This is a genomic window from Streptomyces sp. DS1-CR2 (assembly GCF_055760475.1).
The window spans coordinates 4,866,413-4,879,485 of sequence record NZ_CM147085.1; the positions used below are offsets into that span (position 1 = coordinate 4,866,413).

General features: G+C 68.9%; 15 protein-coding genes. 6 read left to right on the forward strand and 9 right to left on the reverse strand.

What is annotated here, in order from left to right; translation table 11 throughout:
• Positions 1–288 precede the first annotated feature (288 nt).
• Entirely contained in the window at positions 289–1,314 is a 1,026-nt protein-coding gene (gene gmd, locus ACY0PA_RS23345) for a GDP-mannose 4,6-dehydratase (RefSeq protein WP_473079654.1), read from the reverse strand.
• 920 nt (positions 1,315–2,234) lie between these two features.
• Here gmd and ACY0PA_RS23350 point away from each other — a divergent pair.
• Together ACY0PA_RS23350 and ACY0PA_RS23355 are read left to right on the forward strand one after the other, a co-directional pair.
• Complete coding sequence (locus tag ACY0PA_RS23350) at positions 2,235–3,281, forward strand: GDP-L-fucose synthase family protein (protein ID WP_473079655.1); 1,047 nt, start codon at positions 2,235–2,237, stop codon at positions 3,279–3,281.
• 168 nt (positions 3,282–3,449) lie between these two features.
• On the forward strand, positions 3,450–3,620 hold the full coding sequence (locus ACY0PA_RS23355; RefSeq protein WP_473079656.1) for a hypothetical protein: 171 nt from the start codon (positions 3,450–3,452) through the stop codon (positions 3,618–3,620).
• A 312-nt stretch (positions 3,621–3,932) separates the two neighbouring features.
• On the opposite strand, the gene ACY0PA_RS23360 is transcribed toward ACY0PA_RS23355, so the two are convergent.
• From ACY0PA_RS23360 to ACY0PA_RS23375, 4 genes are all read right to left on the reverse strand, one after another.
• Positions 3,933–4,496 (reverse strand): glutaminyl-peptide cyclotransferase, encoded by a 564-nt coding sequence (locus tag ACY0PA_RS23360; RefSeq protein WP_473079657.1) that lies wholly within the window; start codon positions 4,494–4,496, stop codon positions 3,933–3,935.
• Positions 4,462–4,737, reverse strand: coding sequence for a glutaminyl-peptide cyclotransferase (locus tag ACY0PA_RS23365; protein WP_473079658.1), 276 nt, complete (start codon positions 4,735–4,737; stop codon positions 4,462–4,464). The genes ACY0PA_RS23360 and ACY0PA_RS23365 overlap by 35 nt, the downstream gene beginning before the upstream one ends.
• A 35-nt stretch (positions 4,738–4,772) precedes the next feature.
• Positions 4,773–6,458, reverse strand: a complete 1,686-nt coding sequence (locus tag ACY0PA_RS23370; protein ID WP_473079659.1) for a DUF4012 domain-containing protein — start codon at positions 6,456–6,458, stop codon at positions 4,773–4,775.
• A 198-nt stretch (positions 6,459–6,656) separates the two neighbouring features.
• Positions 6,657–7,136: a hypothetical protein gene (locus ACY0PA_RS23375; protein WP_473079660.1), complete on the reverse strand. Its 480-nt coding sequence runs from the start codon at positions 7,134–7,136 to the stop codon at positions 6,657–6,659.
• 508 nt (positions 7,137–7,644) lie between these two features.
• On the opposite strand from ACY0PA_RS23375, the gene ACY0PA_RS23380 reads away from it, so the two are divergent.
• The 3 genes from ACY0PA_RS23380 to ACY0PA_RS23390 all read left to right on the forward strand — a co-directional run bounded on the left by ACY0PA_RS23380 (position 7,645) and on the right by ACY0PA_RS23390 (position 10,117).
• Positions 7,645–9,102, forward strand: a complete 1,458-nt coding sequence (locus ACY0PA_RS23380; RefSeq protein ID WP_473079661.1) for a tyrosine-protein kinase domain-containing protein — start codon at positions 7,645–7,647, stop codon at positions 9,100–9,102.
• The gene (locus tag ACY0PA_RS23385) at positions 9,099–9,734 is read left to right on the forward strand and encodes an arsenate reductase/protein-tyrosine-phosphatase family protein (RefSeq protein WP_473079662.1); all 636 of its coding nucleotides are present in this window, start codon (positions 9,099–9,101) and stop codon (positions 9,732–9,734) included. Before ACY0PA_RS23380 ends, ACY0PA_RS23385 begins: the two co-directional genes overlap by 4 nt.
• 209 nt (positions 9,735–9,943) lie before the next feature.
• Entirely contained in the window at positions 9,944–10,117 is a 174-nt protein-coding gene (locus tag ACY0PA_RS23390; protein ID WP_473079663.1) for a hypothetical protein, read from the forward strand.
• Between the two features lie 269 nt (positions 10,118–10,386).
• Here ACY0PA_RS23390 and ACY0PA_RS23395 read toward each other — a convergent pair whose 3' ends face one another.
• From ACY0PA_RS23395 to ACY0PA_RS23405, 3 genes are all read right to left on the reverse strand, one after another.
• Positions 10,387–11,124, reverse strand: a complete 738-nt coding sequence (locus ACY0PA_RS23395) for a chaplin (RefSeq protein WP_473079664.1) — start codon at positions 11,122–11,124, stop codon at positions 10,387–10,389.
• A 96-nt stretch (positions 11,125–11,220) separates the two neighbouring features.
• Positions 11,221–11,403, reverse strand: a complete 183-nt coding sequence (locus tag ACY0PA_RS23400; RefSeq protein ID WP_473086401.1) for a chaplin — start codon at positions 11,401–11,403, stop codon at positions 11,221–11,223.
• A gap of 227 nt (positions 11,404–11,630) precedes the next feature.
• Positions 11,631–12,044, reverse strand: a complete 414-nt coding sequence (locus ACY0PA_RS23405) for a rodlin (RefSeq protein ID WP_473079665.1) — start codon at positions 12,042–12,044, stop codon at positions 11,631–11,633.
• A 240-nt stretch (positions 12,045–12,284) separates the two neighbouring features.
• On the opposite strand from ACY0PA_RS23405, the gene ACY0PA_RS23410 reads away from it, so the two are divergent.
• Positions 12,285–12,695 carry a rodlin gene (locus ACY0PA_RS23410; protein WP_473079666.1) on the forward strand — a complete coding sequence of 137 codons (411 nt, stop codon included), beginning with the start codon at positions 12,285–12,287 and terminating at the stop codon, positions 12,693–12,695.
• A gap of 9 nt (positions 12,696–12,704) precedes the next feature.
• Here the strand turns inward: ACY0PA_RS23410 and ACY0PA_RS23415 are convergent, their stop codons facing one another.
• Entirely contained in the window at positions 12,705–12,944 is a 240-nt protein-coding gene (locus tag ACY0PA_RS23415; RefSeq protein ID WP_473079667.1) for a hypothetical protein, read from the reverse strand.
• Between the last annotated feature and the right edge of the window lie 129 nt (positions 12,945–13,073).

Here is a 13,073-nt window from a genome sequence, read left to right on the forward strand (position 1 = left end):
CGTGCGCACCGTGCGGAGAAGGGAGCGATCCTGCGGGGCGTGCGCATGAACGGTTGTACCACTCGCACGTGATCGAGTGGCGCCAGGCCCGCGACGCCGGCGCCCTGGACGCCCTGACCGACCGGCGAACCTCTCCGGTCCGTCCGAAGAAGGCGGCCGAGCAGGCCGAACTGGAACGGCTGCGCAAGAAGGTCGCCCGGCTGGAGAAGGGCCTGGCCCGTCGGGGCGCGGCCCTGGCCGTCAGGGGACCGTCGTGTGACACGTGGCACCGGCCGACTGGTGCCGCCACTATGCCAGGTTTGGAACGGCGACCTGGTTCCGTGGCGTGGGAAGGCCATCTAGAGTCGCCAGTTCTGCGTCCACCATCAGCCTCGCAAGCTCTGGGGCGAGCACCCTCGGACGCCAGTCGAGCACGCGCTCGGCCTTCGATGCGTTGCCCACCAGATCGTCGACCTCCGAGGGACGCAAGTAGCGCTCATCGAAGCGGACATGATCGCGCCAGTGCAGGCCTACATGGGCGAAGCACTGCTCGACGAAGTCGCGCACGCTGTAGCTGGTGCCAGTGGCGAGAACGTAGTCATCGGGATGGTCCTGCTGCAGCATGCGCCACATCGCTTCAACGTACTCCGGTGCATAGCCCCAGTCGCGTCGAGCGTCCAGATTTCCCATGTAGAGCTCGCCCTGGAGACCCACCTTGATACGGGCGGCGGCCATGGCAACCTTCCGAGTGACGAATGTCGGGCCCCGGCGCGGGGATTCGTGATTGAACAGAATGCCGTTAACCGCGTAGATGCCGTAGGCCTCACGGTAGTTGCGGGTCACCCAGTAGGCATAGACCTTGGCGACTCCGTAGGGGGAACACGGGTGGAAGGGGGTGTGCTCGCTTTGGGGTGGCGGCGTAGCGCCAAACATCTCGGAGCTCGATGCCTGGTAGAAGCGGGATGGCAAGCCCGTCGCCCGAATGGCTTCAAGCAACCGAGTGGTGCTCAGGCCTGTGGTGTTGCCGGTGAATTCGGGCTCGTCGAACGACACTCGTACATGTGACTGGGCCCCCAGGTGGTAGACCTCATCGGGCTGCAGCCGCTCGAGCAGTCCCGCGATCCGGGTGCCGTCGGTCAGGTCGCCGTAATGCAGGAAGAGTCGAGCTTCCGGATCGTGCGGATCGCGGTAGAGGTGGTTGATACGTTGCGTGGTGAACGTCGAGGCACGGCGGACGATACCGTGTACGACGTATCCCTTTTGCAGCAGCAGCTCTGCCAGGTAAGAGCCGTCCTGTCCGGTGATGCCGGTGATCAGCGCTGTCTTGGCCGTCACGGATACTCCTTGTGCTGGGCTGTCGGGTCGGGAGACACAGCGGGAGGGGAGGGTGGTCGTGGCGTCATCGCTCTCTCCAGTGTGGTGATCATGCGCCAGCACATCACCAGTCCACGAGTTCCCTGAATAGCGGGAGCGGTTCACGAACTCACTTGATTTCGAGGCGAGAAGACTGGAGGCCAGTAGAGGTGTAGCGCAACCTGACTTTTCCGCCAACCCGGCCCGAACTAGGGTGAAACTGGGGCGCGTGCCGAACCTTTTGGCCAATTTGGCGGCGCACAGGAGCTGCGGCTCCACAGTGAATACCTCTGCTCCAAGCGCAAGGAAAACCGTGGTTCGGTTCCTCACGTTGGCGTCGACATAGATTACTAGGGCCCTTAGTTCCACAAAATCGCGGCAGATGGCCGTGCGCATTCTGAAATCTCGCCGACGAGTCGGAGAGGGGTTTCCTGCGCTGACTTCGCGTACGCATAGGTCCTCGACCGCTGCACGATTGCCTTGAGTCCGCTACTGGCGGATGGACTCAACATGCCGGCATCCTATTCCTGAGGAACGCAAGGTCGGCCGTCCTGGTTCCATCCGGCGCTGGTTTCATCCGTCTGCATGAAGCGCGTTCCGATATCTGGCCGAATTTCGCGATCCTTCGTACGTCGTCAGCGTGCGGTGTCGCAGCGATCTGTCAGGACATCCACGATGCCGAATCCCGGAGGGGGAAGATCAAGCAGCTGGCTGGTAAATCCACAGCCTGGCCGGAGAATCTCGCCGATGGGCCGAACGAAAGGTCGAGACTGCTGCGCGCGCCTCCCGCGCCGGTGATCAGCGGGCTGTGAGGCTCTTTGGGGGCTGTGAAGCACATTGCACAAGTGCATCTGTGCTTGGCTGCGCCCCGAGGCAGTGGCGGCGAAGAAGGAGTGAAGCCCATGACGACCTGTCCGAAAGTCGAGAGATACGGCGAACTGCGCACCAATTCGGCGCTGAGCGCCTTCGAAGTGGTAGCAGATGGGAAGGCCCACCGCCCCTTGGAGCACTCCTCCCGTGTTTTCGTGGCCGGGAGGAACGGGCTCGTTGGTTCGGCTGTGTGGAGAGAACTGGTCCGAGAAGGGTTCACCGATGTCATCGGCCCCGGCTCCGCCGAGCTAGACCTGCGTGACCGCCGGGCCGTCTTCGACTGGTTTGCGGCCGCGCAGCCCGACGTCGTCGTACTCGCGGCCGCACGAGTGGGCGGCATCAAGGCCAACGCCACCTGGCCCGCCGATTTCCTCTCTGACAATCTCCGCATTCAGGCGAACGTGCTGGACGCCGCCCTGGAGCACGGAGTGGAGCGGCTGCTGTTCCTAGGGTCCAGCTGCATCTACCCGAAGTTCGCCGATCAGCCCATCCGGGAGGAGGCACTGCTGGCGGGCCCACTGGAGCCGACCAACGACGCCTATGCCATCGCCAAGATCGTCGGAATTCTGCAGGTGCAGGCTGTGCGCCGACAGTACGGTCTGCCGTGGATCTCCGCCATGCCGACCAATCTGTACGGGCCCGGCGACAACTTCCACCCCGAGCACTCCCATGTGCTGCCGTCCCTGATCCGGCGCTTCCACGAGGCGAAGGAATCGGGAGCGCGGAGAGTGGTCAACTGGGGCAGTGGATCGCCTCGGCGCGAGCTCCTGCACGTCGACGACCTGGCCCGGGCGTGCCTGCACCTGCTGGACCACTACGACGGGGACGGCCCGGTCAACGTCGGCACCGGCACGGACCTGACCATCCGGGAGTTGGCGGAGTTGGTGGCGGAAGTCGTCGGATACCGAGGGAGTATCGAGTGGGATCCGACCCAGCCGGATGGTACCCCGCGCAAGCTCCTCGACCTCTCGCGGCTCACTGCGCTGGGCTGGGCGCCTCGTATCGAACTGCGAGAGGGGCTCACCCAGACGTACGCCTGGTACGTGGAGAACCTCGGATCCAACGCCCTGCGGCACTGACCGCCGCCGTTGGTTCCGGTTCGGGTTCGCAAGACGGATGGCACCAGCCTTGACCCTGCACACCATCCACCCTCGCCACCATTCGGCCCGGCCGGGGAGCGCGTTTTGTCGCGACGACGGACTCGGCCTCGCACCCGCCCTCGCCGGAGTGACGCGCAGAGTGTTCGCATGGCAGCGATCCTGAAGACCGCCGTCGAGGACACTCTTCACCCGGACGAGATCCTCGAACGGACCTCGGCCCCCGGCCGCACGACCACGTCGATCGTCTTCCCCGGTGCAGCGGAAGCCGCTGCTGCTGCCGCCTTTCCACCGGCATTGAGGGGCGCCGTTGTGTTGTGAGAACGCGATCACGGCGAAAGCCGGTACCGCTCGATTGGTACCGGCCTTCGCCTACTGTGCAGGGAGCGCTACTCAATGGCTCGGGCTCCGGCGCATCCTCTGGCTCCTCCGAACTGGTCGGGTCGACCGGCGTCTTGACGGAGTCGAGGAGCAGCCTGGGCGACGTCCACGACATGCTCCTCCGCCGCATTCCCGGTGTGCTCCGAAGGAGATGACCAAGCGGCGACTTATACAGTCCGTCTGAGAACTTCTGCCGCCGCACTGTAGCCGCGCAAGCGGTGATCTGCGTCGCTGTGGATCCCTCCCCCCGGATCAGCCGCCGGAGCGGCTCGCCCGCCCGGCCGGTACGAACGCGACCCGGAACATCCTCGGCCAGAACTTCCCGGTGATCAGGAACTGATCCGTGCCGGGGACCGCCGCGATGCCGTTCAGCGTGGCCTCCGGGACGAGTTCGTCGTCGCGCAGCAGGCCCGAGGCGTCGATGCTCGCCGTCACCGCTCCGGTGGCGGGATCGATGCGGACGATCCGGTTGGTGAGGAGCACGTTGGCGTACACGGCGGCGCTGACGCACTCCAACTCGTTCAGCTCCGACACTGGCCGGCCCCCTTCGGTCGCGGCGACCTGGCCCGTCTTCGCGAGCGTCCCGGGGTTACGGAACGTCAGCCGTGACGAGCCGTCGCTGGTCACCAGCCGGTGCCGGGCCCGCTGGACGCACACGCCCCAGCCGTCGTCCGGGTACGGGACGCGGCGCCGCTCCGCGAGCGTCCTGGCGTCGCGCTCGATGGCGGTCCGGTTCCGCCAGGTGAGCTGCCACAGGGTTCGGCCGAGCACGGTGATGCCCTCACCGGACAAGGGCGCGGGGAGTGCCGCGCGCACTGTGGGTTTCTTGCCCGGAGGCCCTGCCGGACCGGCCGGAGATGGCGGTGCCTTCGTAGAGCGTGTCGCCGACCATCTCAAGTCCCTGGGTGAAGGCCTGCGGGTCGTGCGGAAGGGTCTTGAGCACCTTGACCCGCAGGTGTTCGACCCGGTGCGCGGCGGCCTGCCGCCCACCCGAGGCCCGGCTTGCCGGATCGTCCAGGGCGCGCTCTTCCGTCGCGCACGAGGCGAGCAGCAGCACACAGGAGCACGGCCGCCCCGGTGCGGCGCCGGCGCTCAGACACGGCAGAAACCACCCGGTTTCAGTGTGGCTCGCAGCGGCGTCACCAGGGACTGCCGCAGAAGGACCGGGGCGCGGTCCGCGTGCGGCTCCAGCAGGTGCAGCACCAGCGTGCGGCGGGTGCGGGCGGGAAGCTCCAGGTCCAGCGTGTACACGGAGTGGCCGCGTTCGACGGCGGGCGCGAGCTGCGCCGGGCGGCCGTCCAGGGTGGCGCCGGTGAGGTTGGCGCCGACGCCCGCGTAGTACGACACCAGGAGCCGGTTGTCACCCGCCCGGGTGCGGTAGGGAGGGGAGTCCCCCCTCATGGTCACGTAGTCGGGCAGGCCGGAGGCCGGCGCCCGGTTGGTCAGGGTCATGGTCACGGTGACCGTGCGGTCGCCGCCGGAGCAGGCGCCCCCTTCCCAGGTCAGGCTGCGGTCGAGGTAGTAGTCCAGCTTGCCGCCGGCCGCGTTGTTCACCACCAGCCCCGCGAAGGGGCCGGGAGTGTCCGGGAGCGTGCCCGAGTAGGGGCGCGACTCGAGGAGGCGTTGCTCCGCCGGATGTGCACTCCACACCTTCAGCCGTCCGTCCCGCTGGATGTCGTTCAGGGCGACGAGCAAGGCGGGCAGTCGGCGAGTGTCGTCGGCCGTGGCGATCAGGGGCCCGGCGGCGGCGCGGGCCGCGGCGACGAAGAACGCCTTGCGCTGGGCGATGTCGTCGTACATCGCGTAGCTGGCCCGTTCGGTGAGGTCCACGACGTTGTCGGCGGTGAGCTCAGTGCCGTCTGTCATGCGGACCGGGCCGGTGACGCGCAGGAAACGGCTCAGCGTGGCGGGGTCGACGGCGAGCACGCCGTCCACGCGCTCGCCGGTGTGCTCACGCCACGCCGCTGCCCAGATGCGGGCCGCGTAGGGGAAGTGCGGGCTCATGTTGGAGTTGGGCCACACATGGGTGGGGTCGCTGCCCGCGTAGCGGGCGTTGAACTCGGCTCCGAGGTCGATGTCCGGCTTCGCCGTTTCCATCTCGGTGTTGTTGCCGAACCGCTCGAAGGACAGATGGCCCCGCTGGGCCCGCAGCACGGCGAAGGCCCCCGGCAGGCCTCCGGTGCCGCGTGCCTCGGCGAGGTTCTGGAAGGCGAGGAAGTAACGCCGGTCCCCTTGTGCGCCGAGCATGGGCGGCAGCACGCGGGCCGCCACAGAGGCGTCAGTCATCAACGGGGCGAGGCGGTCGAGCTGCTCCGCGAGCCCGGCACGGGCCCGGTCGGCAGCCGGCAGCCAGGTGGACCGGGGCAGCCCGTGCACGTCGGCCCGCACCTCGGCCGCTACGCGCGCGGCCCGGGTGACGTCCGGTGCGTGCCGCTGCAACGCCGTCAGGGCCTCGGACATCCCGGCGCCGTGGCCGTCCGGCGTGGGCTGGGGCAAGGCGTGCGCCAGCGGGTTCAGCACGTCGCCGGCCAGACGGTCCGCCGCGTAGGCGGCGCCGCGTACGGTCCTGACCGGGTCGCCGAGGAAGGGCAGGGCAGCGGCGGAGTACCAGGCCGGGCCAGTGGTGAGGCGATGGGCCCGTGCGGCGTGGGCAGCCGCGGAACGCACCGCCTGTTCCCGGGCCAGGGAGGAGGTAGGCGGCGCCCCGGCGGGGGAGCCGGGCGGCGACAAGGGTGCCATCGACTGCCGTAGCGCGTCGAGGTCCCGCTGGGCCGCCATCAGCTCCGAACGGGCGAGTAGTCCGGTGACACCGATCCAGGCGGCGCCGGCCAGAGGGAGTGCCGCGGCGGCCAGCAGGGCGTACCTGAGTGCGCGACGGCGGCCCGGAGCCCGGTTGCGGGGGGCAGCCGGGCACGGGGACGGCGTCCCGGCCGAGGCCCGGACGCCGTGGTACCACCGTAGGGAGGTTTCGCTCCGTCATGAACTGCGGCGACGACGTACGGCCATCATCGCGCCACCGCCCGCTGCGAGCAGCCCCACGGCGGCGCCGCCCAGCGCCAGGGCCCTCTCACTGCCGGTGTGCGCGAGGCCCGGATGGCGCTCGTCGGACTGCGATGCGCTGGATCCGTGGTGTGAGCCGGAGTCGCCGCGCCCGTCGTACCCCTTGCCGTGGTCGTATCCCCCGCCTTCGTGTCTACCGTCCCCGTCGTGCTTGCCCTCCTCGCGCCTCACCCTGATGCGGGCGGATGCCTCAAGCTCGGGGTTGTGCCCTTCCAGTTCGAAGATGTGGTACCCGGGCGCGGTTCGCCTGGGAATGGTCACCTTGCCCTTGACGGTTCCCCGTGAGTCCGCCCTGAACTTGCCCAGGACGATGTCACGCGAGTGCAGTTCCGCGACGACCCGCTGGTGGGGGGCGAAGCACGTGGCGCGGAATTCCAGCCTTTCTCCGGCGCGCACCAGGGTTCGGTAGAGGGTGAGGTGCGGAGGCCGCGGCGGATACGCTGGGCACGATCTCGGGGGGTAGGGGGGCTGGTAGGGCTGTGCGTAGGCGGCTTGCGCCCCCACCAGCGGTGCGGTTACGAGCACGGCAGCCGATGCCAGAGCAACCCGTCATCTGGGCGATGTCGTCATCTTCTCCACTCTCCTCGACTTCAGTTCGGCCGAGCTGCAGCGTCGGCCGTGAGCAAGATCTGGATACCAACACTTAGATACACCGAATAAATGGGATATATGTGCACCAACTTGCGTGACGGTGCCCAGAAGTCACCGGATGGTGTAGCGCTTGCTTTCTGACGGCCCACCCCGTCACCCCGACGGGGCCGTGTGCGTCACCGGGGTCATTTGGTGGGCCGACACAGGGGTGGCTCCCTCGGTTGAAGCGCATGAGTCCCTATCGTCGGCTGCGTACATAGGGAACAGAACCTTCTTCTTCGGGTGGTTCTCTCGGTCTCATGAGGGGTGCAGCTTGGATCTCCACGGATTCCTGAAGGCTCTTGCCAGACGCTGGCCGACCGTCGTGGTCTGTCTCGTTCTCGCGATCGGGGCGGCGCTCGCCGCGACGAGCTTGAGCACCCCGCTCTACGAGGCGAGGACCCAGCTCTTCGTCGCCACCCGTACCGGCGAGGACACGTCCCAGCTGAACCAGGGGCAGACCTTCTCGCAGGCGCGCGTGCAGTCCTACGCGGAGATCGTGACCACCCGTCAGGTGACCGGGCCCGTGGTGAAGGAGCTTGGGCTGCGTATGACGCCTGAAGAACTGGCGTCCCGGATCAACGCACAGGCCCCGCTCAACACGGTACTCATCGACATCACCGTTCAGGACACCGCGCCCGAGCGCGCGGCGTCCATTGCCAACGCCGTGGCGCAGCGGTTCAGCACGGTCGTCGAGCGACTGGAGTCACCCAAGCGCGCGCCCGGCCAGGAGTGGTCCGCAAAGAGAGACAGGGGCGACGGCACCTCGCCCGTCTCCCTGGGCGTCACCCAGGAGGCGGTCGCCCCCGTCGAACCGGTTTCGCCCCGCCCGCTGCTCAACCTGGCCGCAGGAGTGCTCGGCGGCCTGCTGCTCGGTGGCGGCGTGGTCGTCCTGCGCGAGACCCTGGACACCACGCTCAAGACGAGCGAGGCACTGGGCGAGTTCACCGTCCTGCCGGGCCTCGGCACCATCCCGTTCGACAGGAACGCCCCCCGGCAGCCACTCATCACCGCCGATGGGCACTCCAAGCGCGCCGAGGCCTTCCGAAAACTGCGCATCAACCTGCAGTTCTCGCAGGTCGATGACCCGCCCCGGATCATCGTGGTGACGAGTTCGCTGCCCGGTGAGGGCAAGACCAACACCGCGGTGAACCTCGCCCTCTCGCTCGCCGAGGCAGGCGTCTCCACCTGCCTGGTGGACGGCGACCTGCGCCGTCCCTGCGTGGCCACGGTCGCCGGCCTCGTCCAGGACGCCGGGCTGACCACGGTGCTGATCGGACAGGCCCGCATCGAGGACGTGATGCAGCAGGTCGGTGGCCAGCTCTCGGTGCTCACCAGCGGCGCCGTACCGCCGAACCCCGCAGAGCTGCTCGCCTCGGCGCGCATGGAAGACGTGCTGCGCGAGCTGGCGGACACCTACGAGGTCGTGATCGTCGACTCCGCGCCGGTGCTCCCGGTCGCCGACACTGTCGGACTCGCCTCGCTCGTCCAGGGTGCGCTGCTCGTGGTCCGCGCCGCGAAGACCAGGCGAGAACAGTTCCACACTGCAGCGGAATCGCTGGACCGTGTGGGCGTCCGCGTCCTCGGCACCGTCTTCAACATGGCGCAGACCCCCAGAGGTGACCGCTACGGCGCCTACGGGACGTACGGCGAGCTGCCCGCTCCTCGTCCGTCGGATCCCCGGGAGGAGGCCCTCTCGCCCGCGGCGGCGTATCCCGCAGGCGAGAAATGACCCGGGTCCTGTTCGTCTGCACGGGCAATGTGCACCGCTCAGCGCTGGCCGAGCGACTGTTGGCCGCGAGGCTTCCGCCCGGCTCGGCCGTGCGGCCAGAGAGCGCCGGCACACAGGCGTGGCCCCGGCCCGGCATGGAGAGCTCCACCAGGGCGGTGCTGGAAAAGCTGGGCGGTGACGGCTCCGGCTTCGTCGCCCGCCCGCTCACCGCACAGCTCGTCGCGGGAGCGGGGCTGGTCCTTGGTCTCGCGCGCGAACACCGGGAGGCGGCCGTGCGGCTCGCACCGCTGGCGATGCGGCGCTGCTTCACCCTGAAGGAGTTCGTGCGTCTCGCCGTGGGAGGCATCGACGAAGTGCGGGGCAGGGAAGCGGGCGGGGAACGTGCGGCGATCGCGCATTGGGGTGTGCCGTGCGGGGAAAGTCCGCAGGTCGTGGAACGTTTCGACGTCGTGGTCGCGGCCGTGGCCGGACGTCGGGGTGCCGCCGCCCCGGCTCCGCAGGCCGAGGACGAGGTCGCGGACCCGTGGGGCAGGCCGCACGCCGCGCTGTATGAGTGCGCCCGCGAGATCGACGGGGTGGTGAGCGCGCTGGCGCGGCTGCTGGGCGGCGGGGCGGGGGCCGGACCTCGGTAGGTCCTCACCTGCTACCTCCTGGTCCGGTCCGGGCGTGCCGTCGTTCGAGACGGATCACGTCATCGTGCGACCGGCTTCCGGGCGACCAACGGCCGCACGGGGATGCTCGCGCCGGCGCTGCGGGCCGGACTCGGCGCGGACGCGCAGGCGACGCCCCGCGTCGGCTCAGGCTTCGAGTCCCGCAGGCCGGGCTTCTCTTCGCGGACCTGATGACGGCGGCGGACTTCGGCCCCTCGATGCGCCTCGTGCACGGCGCGTCGTTCACCGCGCCGCATCTCGTGGACGGGGTCCGGCGGCGACTGCGTGGCGGGCGCCCATCGGGCGGCGTCACGCTGCCGGGCAGCACGTCGGCGCACGACCCGCCGGCTACGGCCGACCGCTGAATGGTCGGACAGGTGACCGGGACCGCCGCGGGTGCGTTCGCGCTCGTGGCGTCCTTTGGAGTGACGGTGCGGGCGAACGGGTGAATTGGTTCCGCAGCGGGGGCCGCCCGGTGGTGGACTGGTCCGGTTGCGAGACGGGCCCGGCTGCCTTCCCCGTCAGCCGTCGGCGATTACGCCGTGGGTTGGCAGCAAGCGGTTGAAGGGCCCTGTCCGCCGGCCGGGAAGAGTATGAACGTTGGCTCTTCCCGGCCTGGCGTGCGGCGATCACGTCACCGGGTGGCGGCACGTCCCCGCCGGTAGAGGACCGCGCCGCCGATCAGCAGCCCCGCACTCGCCGCCGCAGCGGCCAGCAGAGCCTGATCCGTCCCGGTCTCCGCCAACTGAGCGCGCCCGCCCGTGACATGGGCCTGCGGCACGAGCGCCTTCACGTCCGGGGGAGTCAGACGCTGCGTCGCCGGCGGCTGCACCGGGGCCGGGGCCGGGGACTCGACGGTACGCCCGGGCGGCGGAGGCACCTCGGAGATCTCCTCCGGGGTCGGCGGAGGCACCTCGGAGATCTCCTCCGGGGTGGCCACCGAGGAGGAACAGTGGTTGCCCATCGCGGGGTTGGCCGCGCCGACCACGTTCCCGGAGTTCCCGCATACGTTCACGGGAGTGTCCACCGGAGCCTGTACGGAGTTGCCCGACAGGATGCCGGGCGACCCCTGCGCGTCGCTCACGGCGTGGGCACCGCCCCCGGACATCGCGTCGCCGCCGCCGTACCCGTCGTCCTCCGCACAGGAGTTGCCGAAGGCCGGATTGAGTGCGGCGACGACGTCGACCGTGTTGCCGCACGCGTTCACCGGGACGTCCAGGGGGGCCTGGACAGTGTTGCCCGACAGAATGCCGGGGGAGTCCGCCGCCTGCCCGTCTGCGCCCGCCGCGGCGAACGCACTGGAGCCCGGCAGGGACAGAATGCTCGTCGCGGCCGCAGCCGCGACCATTCCCAAGTTCAGGGCCTGTCGCATCTCGTTGTCTTCCTGCTCGCAGATGAAAGCCGGCCTTGGAATGCGGGACGCGTTCAAGGCCGGCTGGAGCCGCGGCCCGATGGCCGCGGCGCTGAATCAGTCGTTGTTGGCGCAGGCGTTGCCGAGCGCCGGGTTCAGCGCGGCGATCACGTTGACGGTGTTGCCGCACAGGTTGACCGGGATGTGGATCGGGACCTGCACCACGTTGCCGGACAGGACACCCGGCGAACCGGTCGCGGTGCCCACGGCACCCGCGTCGGCGAACGCCGGAGCGGCCATGCCCAGGGCCAGCACCGCGCCGGCGACGATCGTCGCGCTCTTCTTGAGATTCACTCTCTCTACCCTTCTCTCGTCGTTCCTGACTGAGGTCATTACCTCGGTGTGAAAACGAGCCGTGAGGCGGAAGGGAACTGGGCCGTCCGCGTTAAAGAAGGGCCCTCAAGGCAAAGGAATCCGGGCTGCCGCGCCTCGGAAGGCGGACGGCCCGGATTCCCGGGGCGGGTCGATCAGCCGTTGCCTTGGCCGTTCGCGGACAGGACCGGGACGTCGTCCACGATGTGGGAGAGCGGCTCGTCGCCCTTGGCCTGCGTGGAGTTCTCCGCGCACTGCTGGTTCTGCGGTGCCGACAGGACCGAGACGTCCTGGACGGCGACCGGCACCAGCAGACCGAACAGCGGGCCCACGTTGCCCTTGACCGGCAGACCGATGCAGGGCTTGTTCAGCGAGCCCTGGACCGCGCCGAGCTGCGGGCTCTGGGCACCGTCCGTCGTGGAGTTGCCGTACGTCTGCTGGGCACCGACGCCGCTGTTCGACGTGGTGCCCGTGTCGTCACCGATGGCCAGCGCCTGAGGGGCGGCGGCAGCCGAGACGCCGACGACCGAAACGGCGACCGCGGCCGCTCCCATTGCCTTCTTAAGCATTTCGAGTTCCTTTTCGCACAGGCGCCAGTTAACGCTGCCCGGACAACAGGGCTCCGGTGGAAATGGTTGCGACCCTTCACTCTGACGGGTCGGGCTGCGCGTGCAGAGAATGATCCGCCGATAGTCATTTATTCGGCAACGCCCGGCTGGACCCGTCAGAGTGAACCCGGACAACCATGTGCGTAAATCGGAGTTGGGCAGGGGGCTCCCGAGTCGGGGGCAACGAGAAGGGAATTCATCATGATGAAGAAGGTCATGGCGGCTGCCGCAGTCGCCGCCTCGGTCGCCGGTATCTCGGCGGTCGCAGCCCCCCAGGCCATGGCGACCGGCAACGACAGTGGCACCACGTCCACGAGCGGCGTCGGCGCCCAGCAGACGTACGGCAACTCCTCCACGTACGGCAGCATGAGCCCGCAGATGGCGCTCATCCAGGGCTCGCTGAACAAGCCCTGCGTCGGCCTGCCGGCCAAGGCCAACGTCGGTTCGCTGGTTGGCGTCGTGCCGGTCTCCGTGCAGGACATCCCGGTCCTGTCGGCCCCGCAGAACCAGCAGTGTGTCGAGAACTCCACGCAGGCCAAGGGCGACGAGCCGCTCTCCCACATCCTCGAGGACATCCCGGTCCTGTCGGCCAACGGCACGGCCAACAACTGATCCGCGGCCTCATTCCGTTGGGTCGTCCGCCTGTCCGGCGGCCCAACGGCCCTGGCCGTCGCGGGGCCAGATGTCCCGGGCCGCGATCTCGTCCCACTCCCGGTCGGGCTGCCCGGGAAGCGTTCTGCCCCGCTGCCGCCAGTTGTCGAACAGCGCCCCGTAAAGGGGTTCGTCGACTCGGTATTCGGGCGACTCCCGGCTCTGCGGAATGAAGCCCTTGGGTGGTTGGCGGTTCTTGTTCTCCGGCACAGCTCTCCGCCTTCCTCTGGGGCGATCTCCGGCTTTCTGTTCCATCTTCTTCGGAAGCCGAAACAGTTCCCTTTAGGGCGAAAGAGTTACTTCCCGGCGGCGCGCGGGGCGGTCACCGTTCAAGTTATT

Coding starts and splice junctions, on each gene's coding strand:
- ACY0PA_RS23350 (WP_473079655.1), top strand. CDS start 2,235: ATGACGACCTGTCCGAAAGTCGAGAGATACGGCGAACTGCGCACCAAT.
- ACY0PA_RS23355 (WP_473079656.1), top strand. CDS start 3,450: ATGGCAGCGATCCTGAAGACCGCCGTCGAGGACACTCTTCACCCGGAC.
- ACY0PA_RS23370 (WP_473079659.1), bottom strand. CDS start 6,458: ATGGCGGCCCAGCGGGACCTCGACGCGCTACGGCAGTCGATGGCACCC.
- ACY0PA_RS23385 (WP_473079662.1), top strand. CDS start 9,099: ATGACCCGGGTCCTGTTCGTCTGCACGGGCAATGTGCACCGCTCAGCG.
- ACY0PA_RS23390 (WP_473079663.1), top strand. CDS start 9,944: ATGACGGCGGCGGACTTCGGCCCCTCGATGCGCCTCGTGCACGGCGCG.
- ACY0PA_RS23395 (WP_473079664.1), bottom strand. CDS start 11,124: ATGCGACAGGCCCTGAACTTGGGAATGGTCGCGGCTGCGGCCGCGACG.
- ACY0PA_RS23400 (WP_473086401.1), bottom strand. CDS start 11,403: ATGGCCGCTCCGGCGTTCGCCGACGCGGGTGCCGTGGGCACCGCGACC.
- ACY0PA_RS23405 (WP_473079665.1), bottom strand. CDS start 12,044: ATGCTTAAGAAGGCAATGGGAGCGGCCGCGGTCGCCGTTTCGGTCGTC.
- ACY0PA_RS23410 (WP_473079666.1), top strand. CDS start 12,285: ATGATGAAGAAGGTCATGGCGGCTGCCGCAGTCGCCGCCTCGGTCGCC.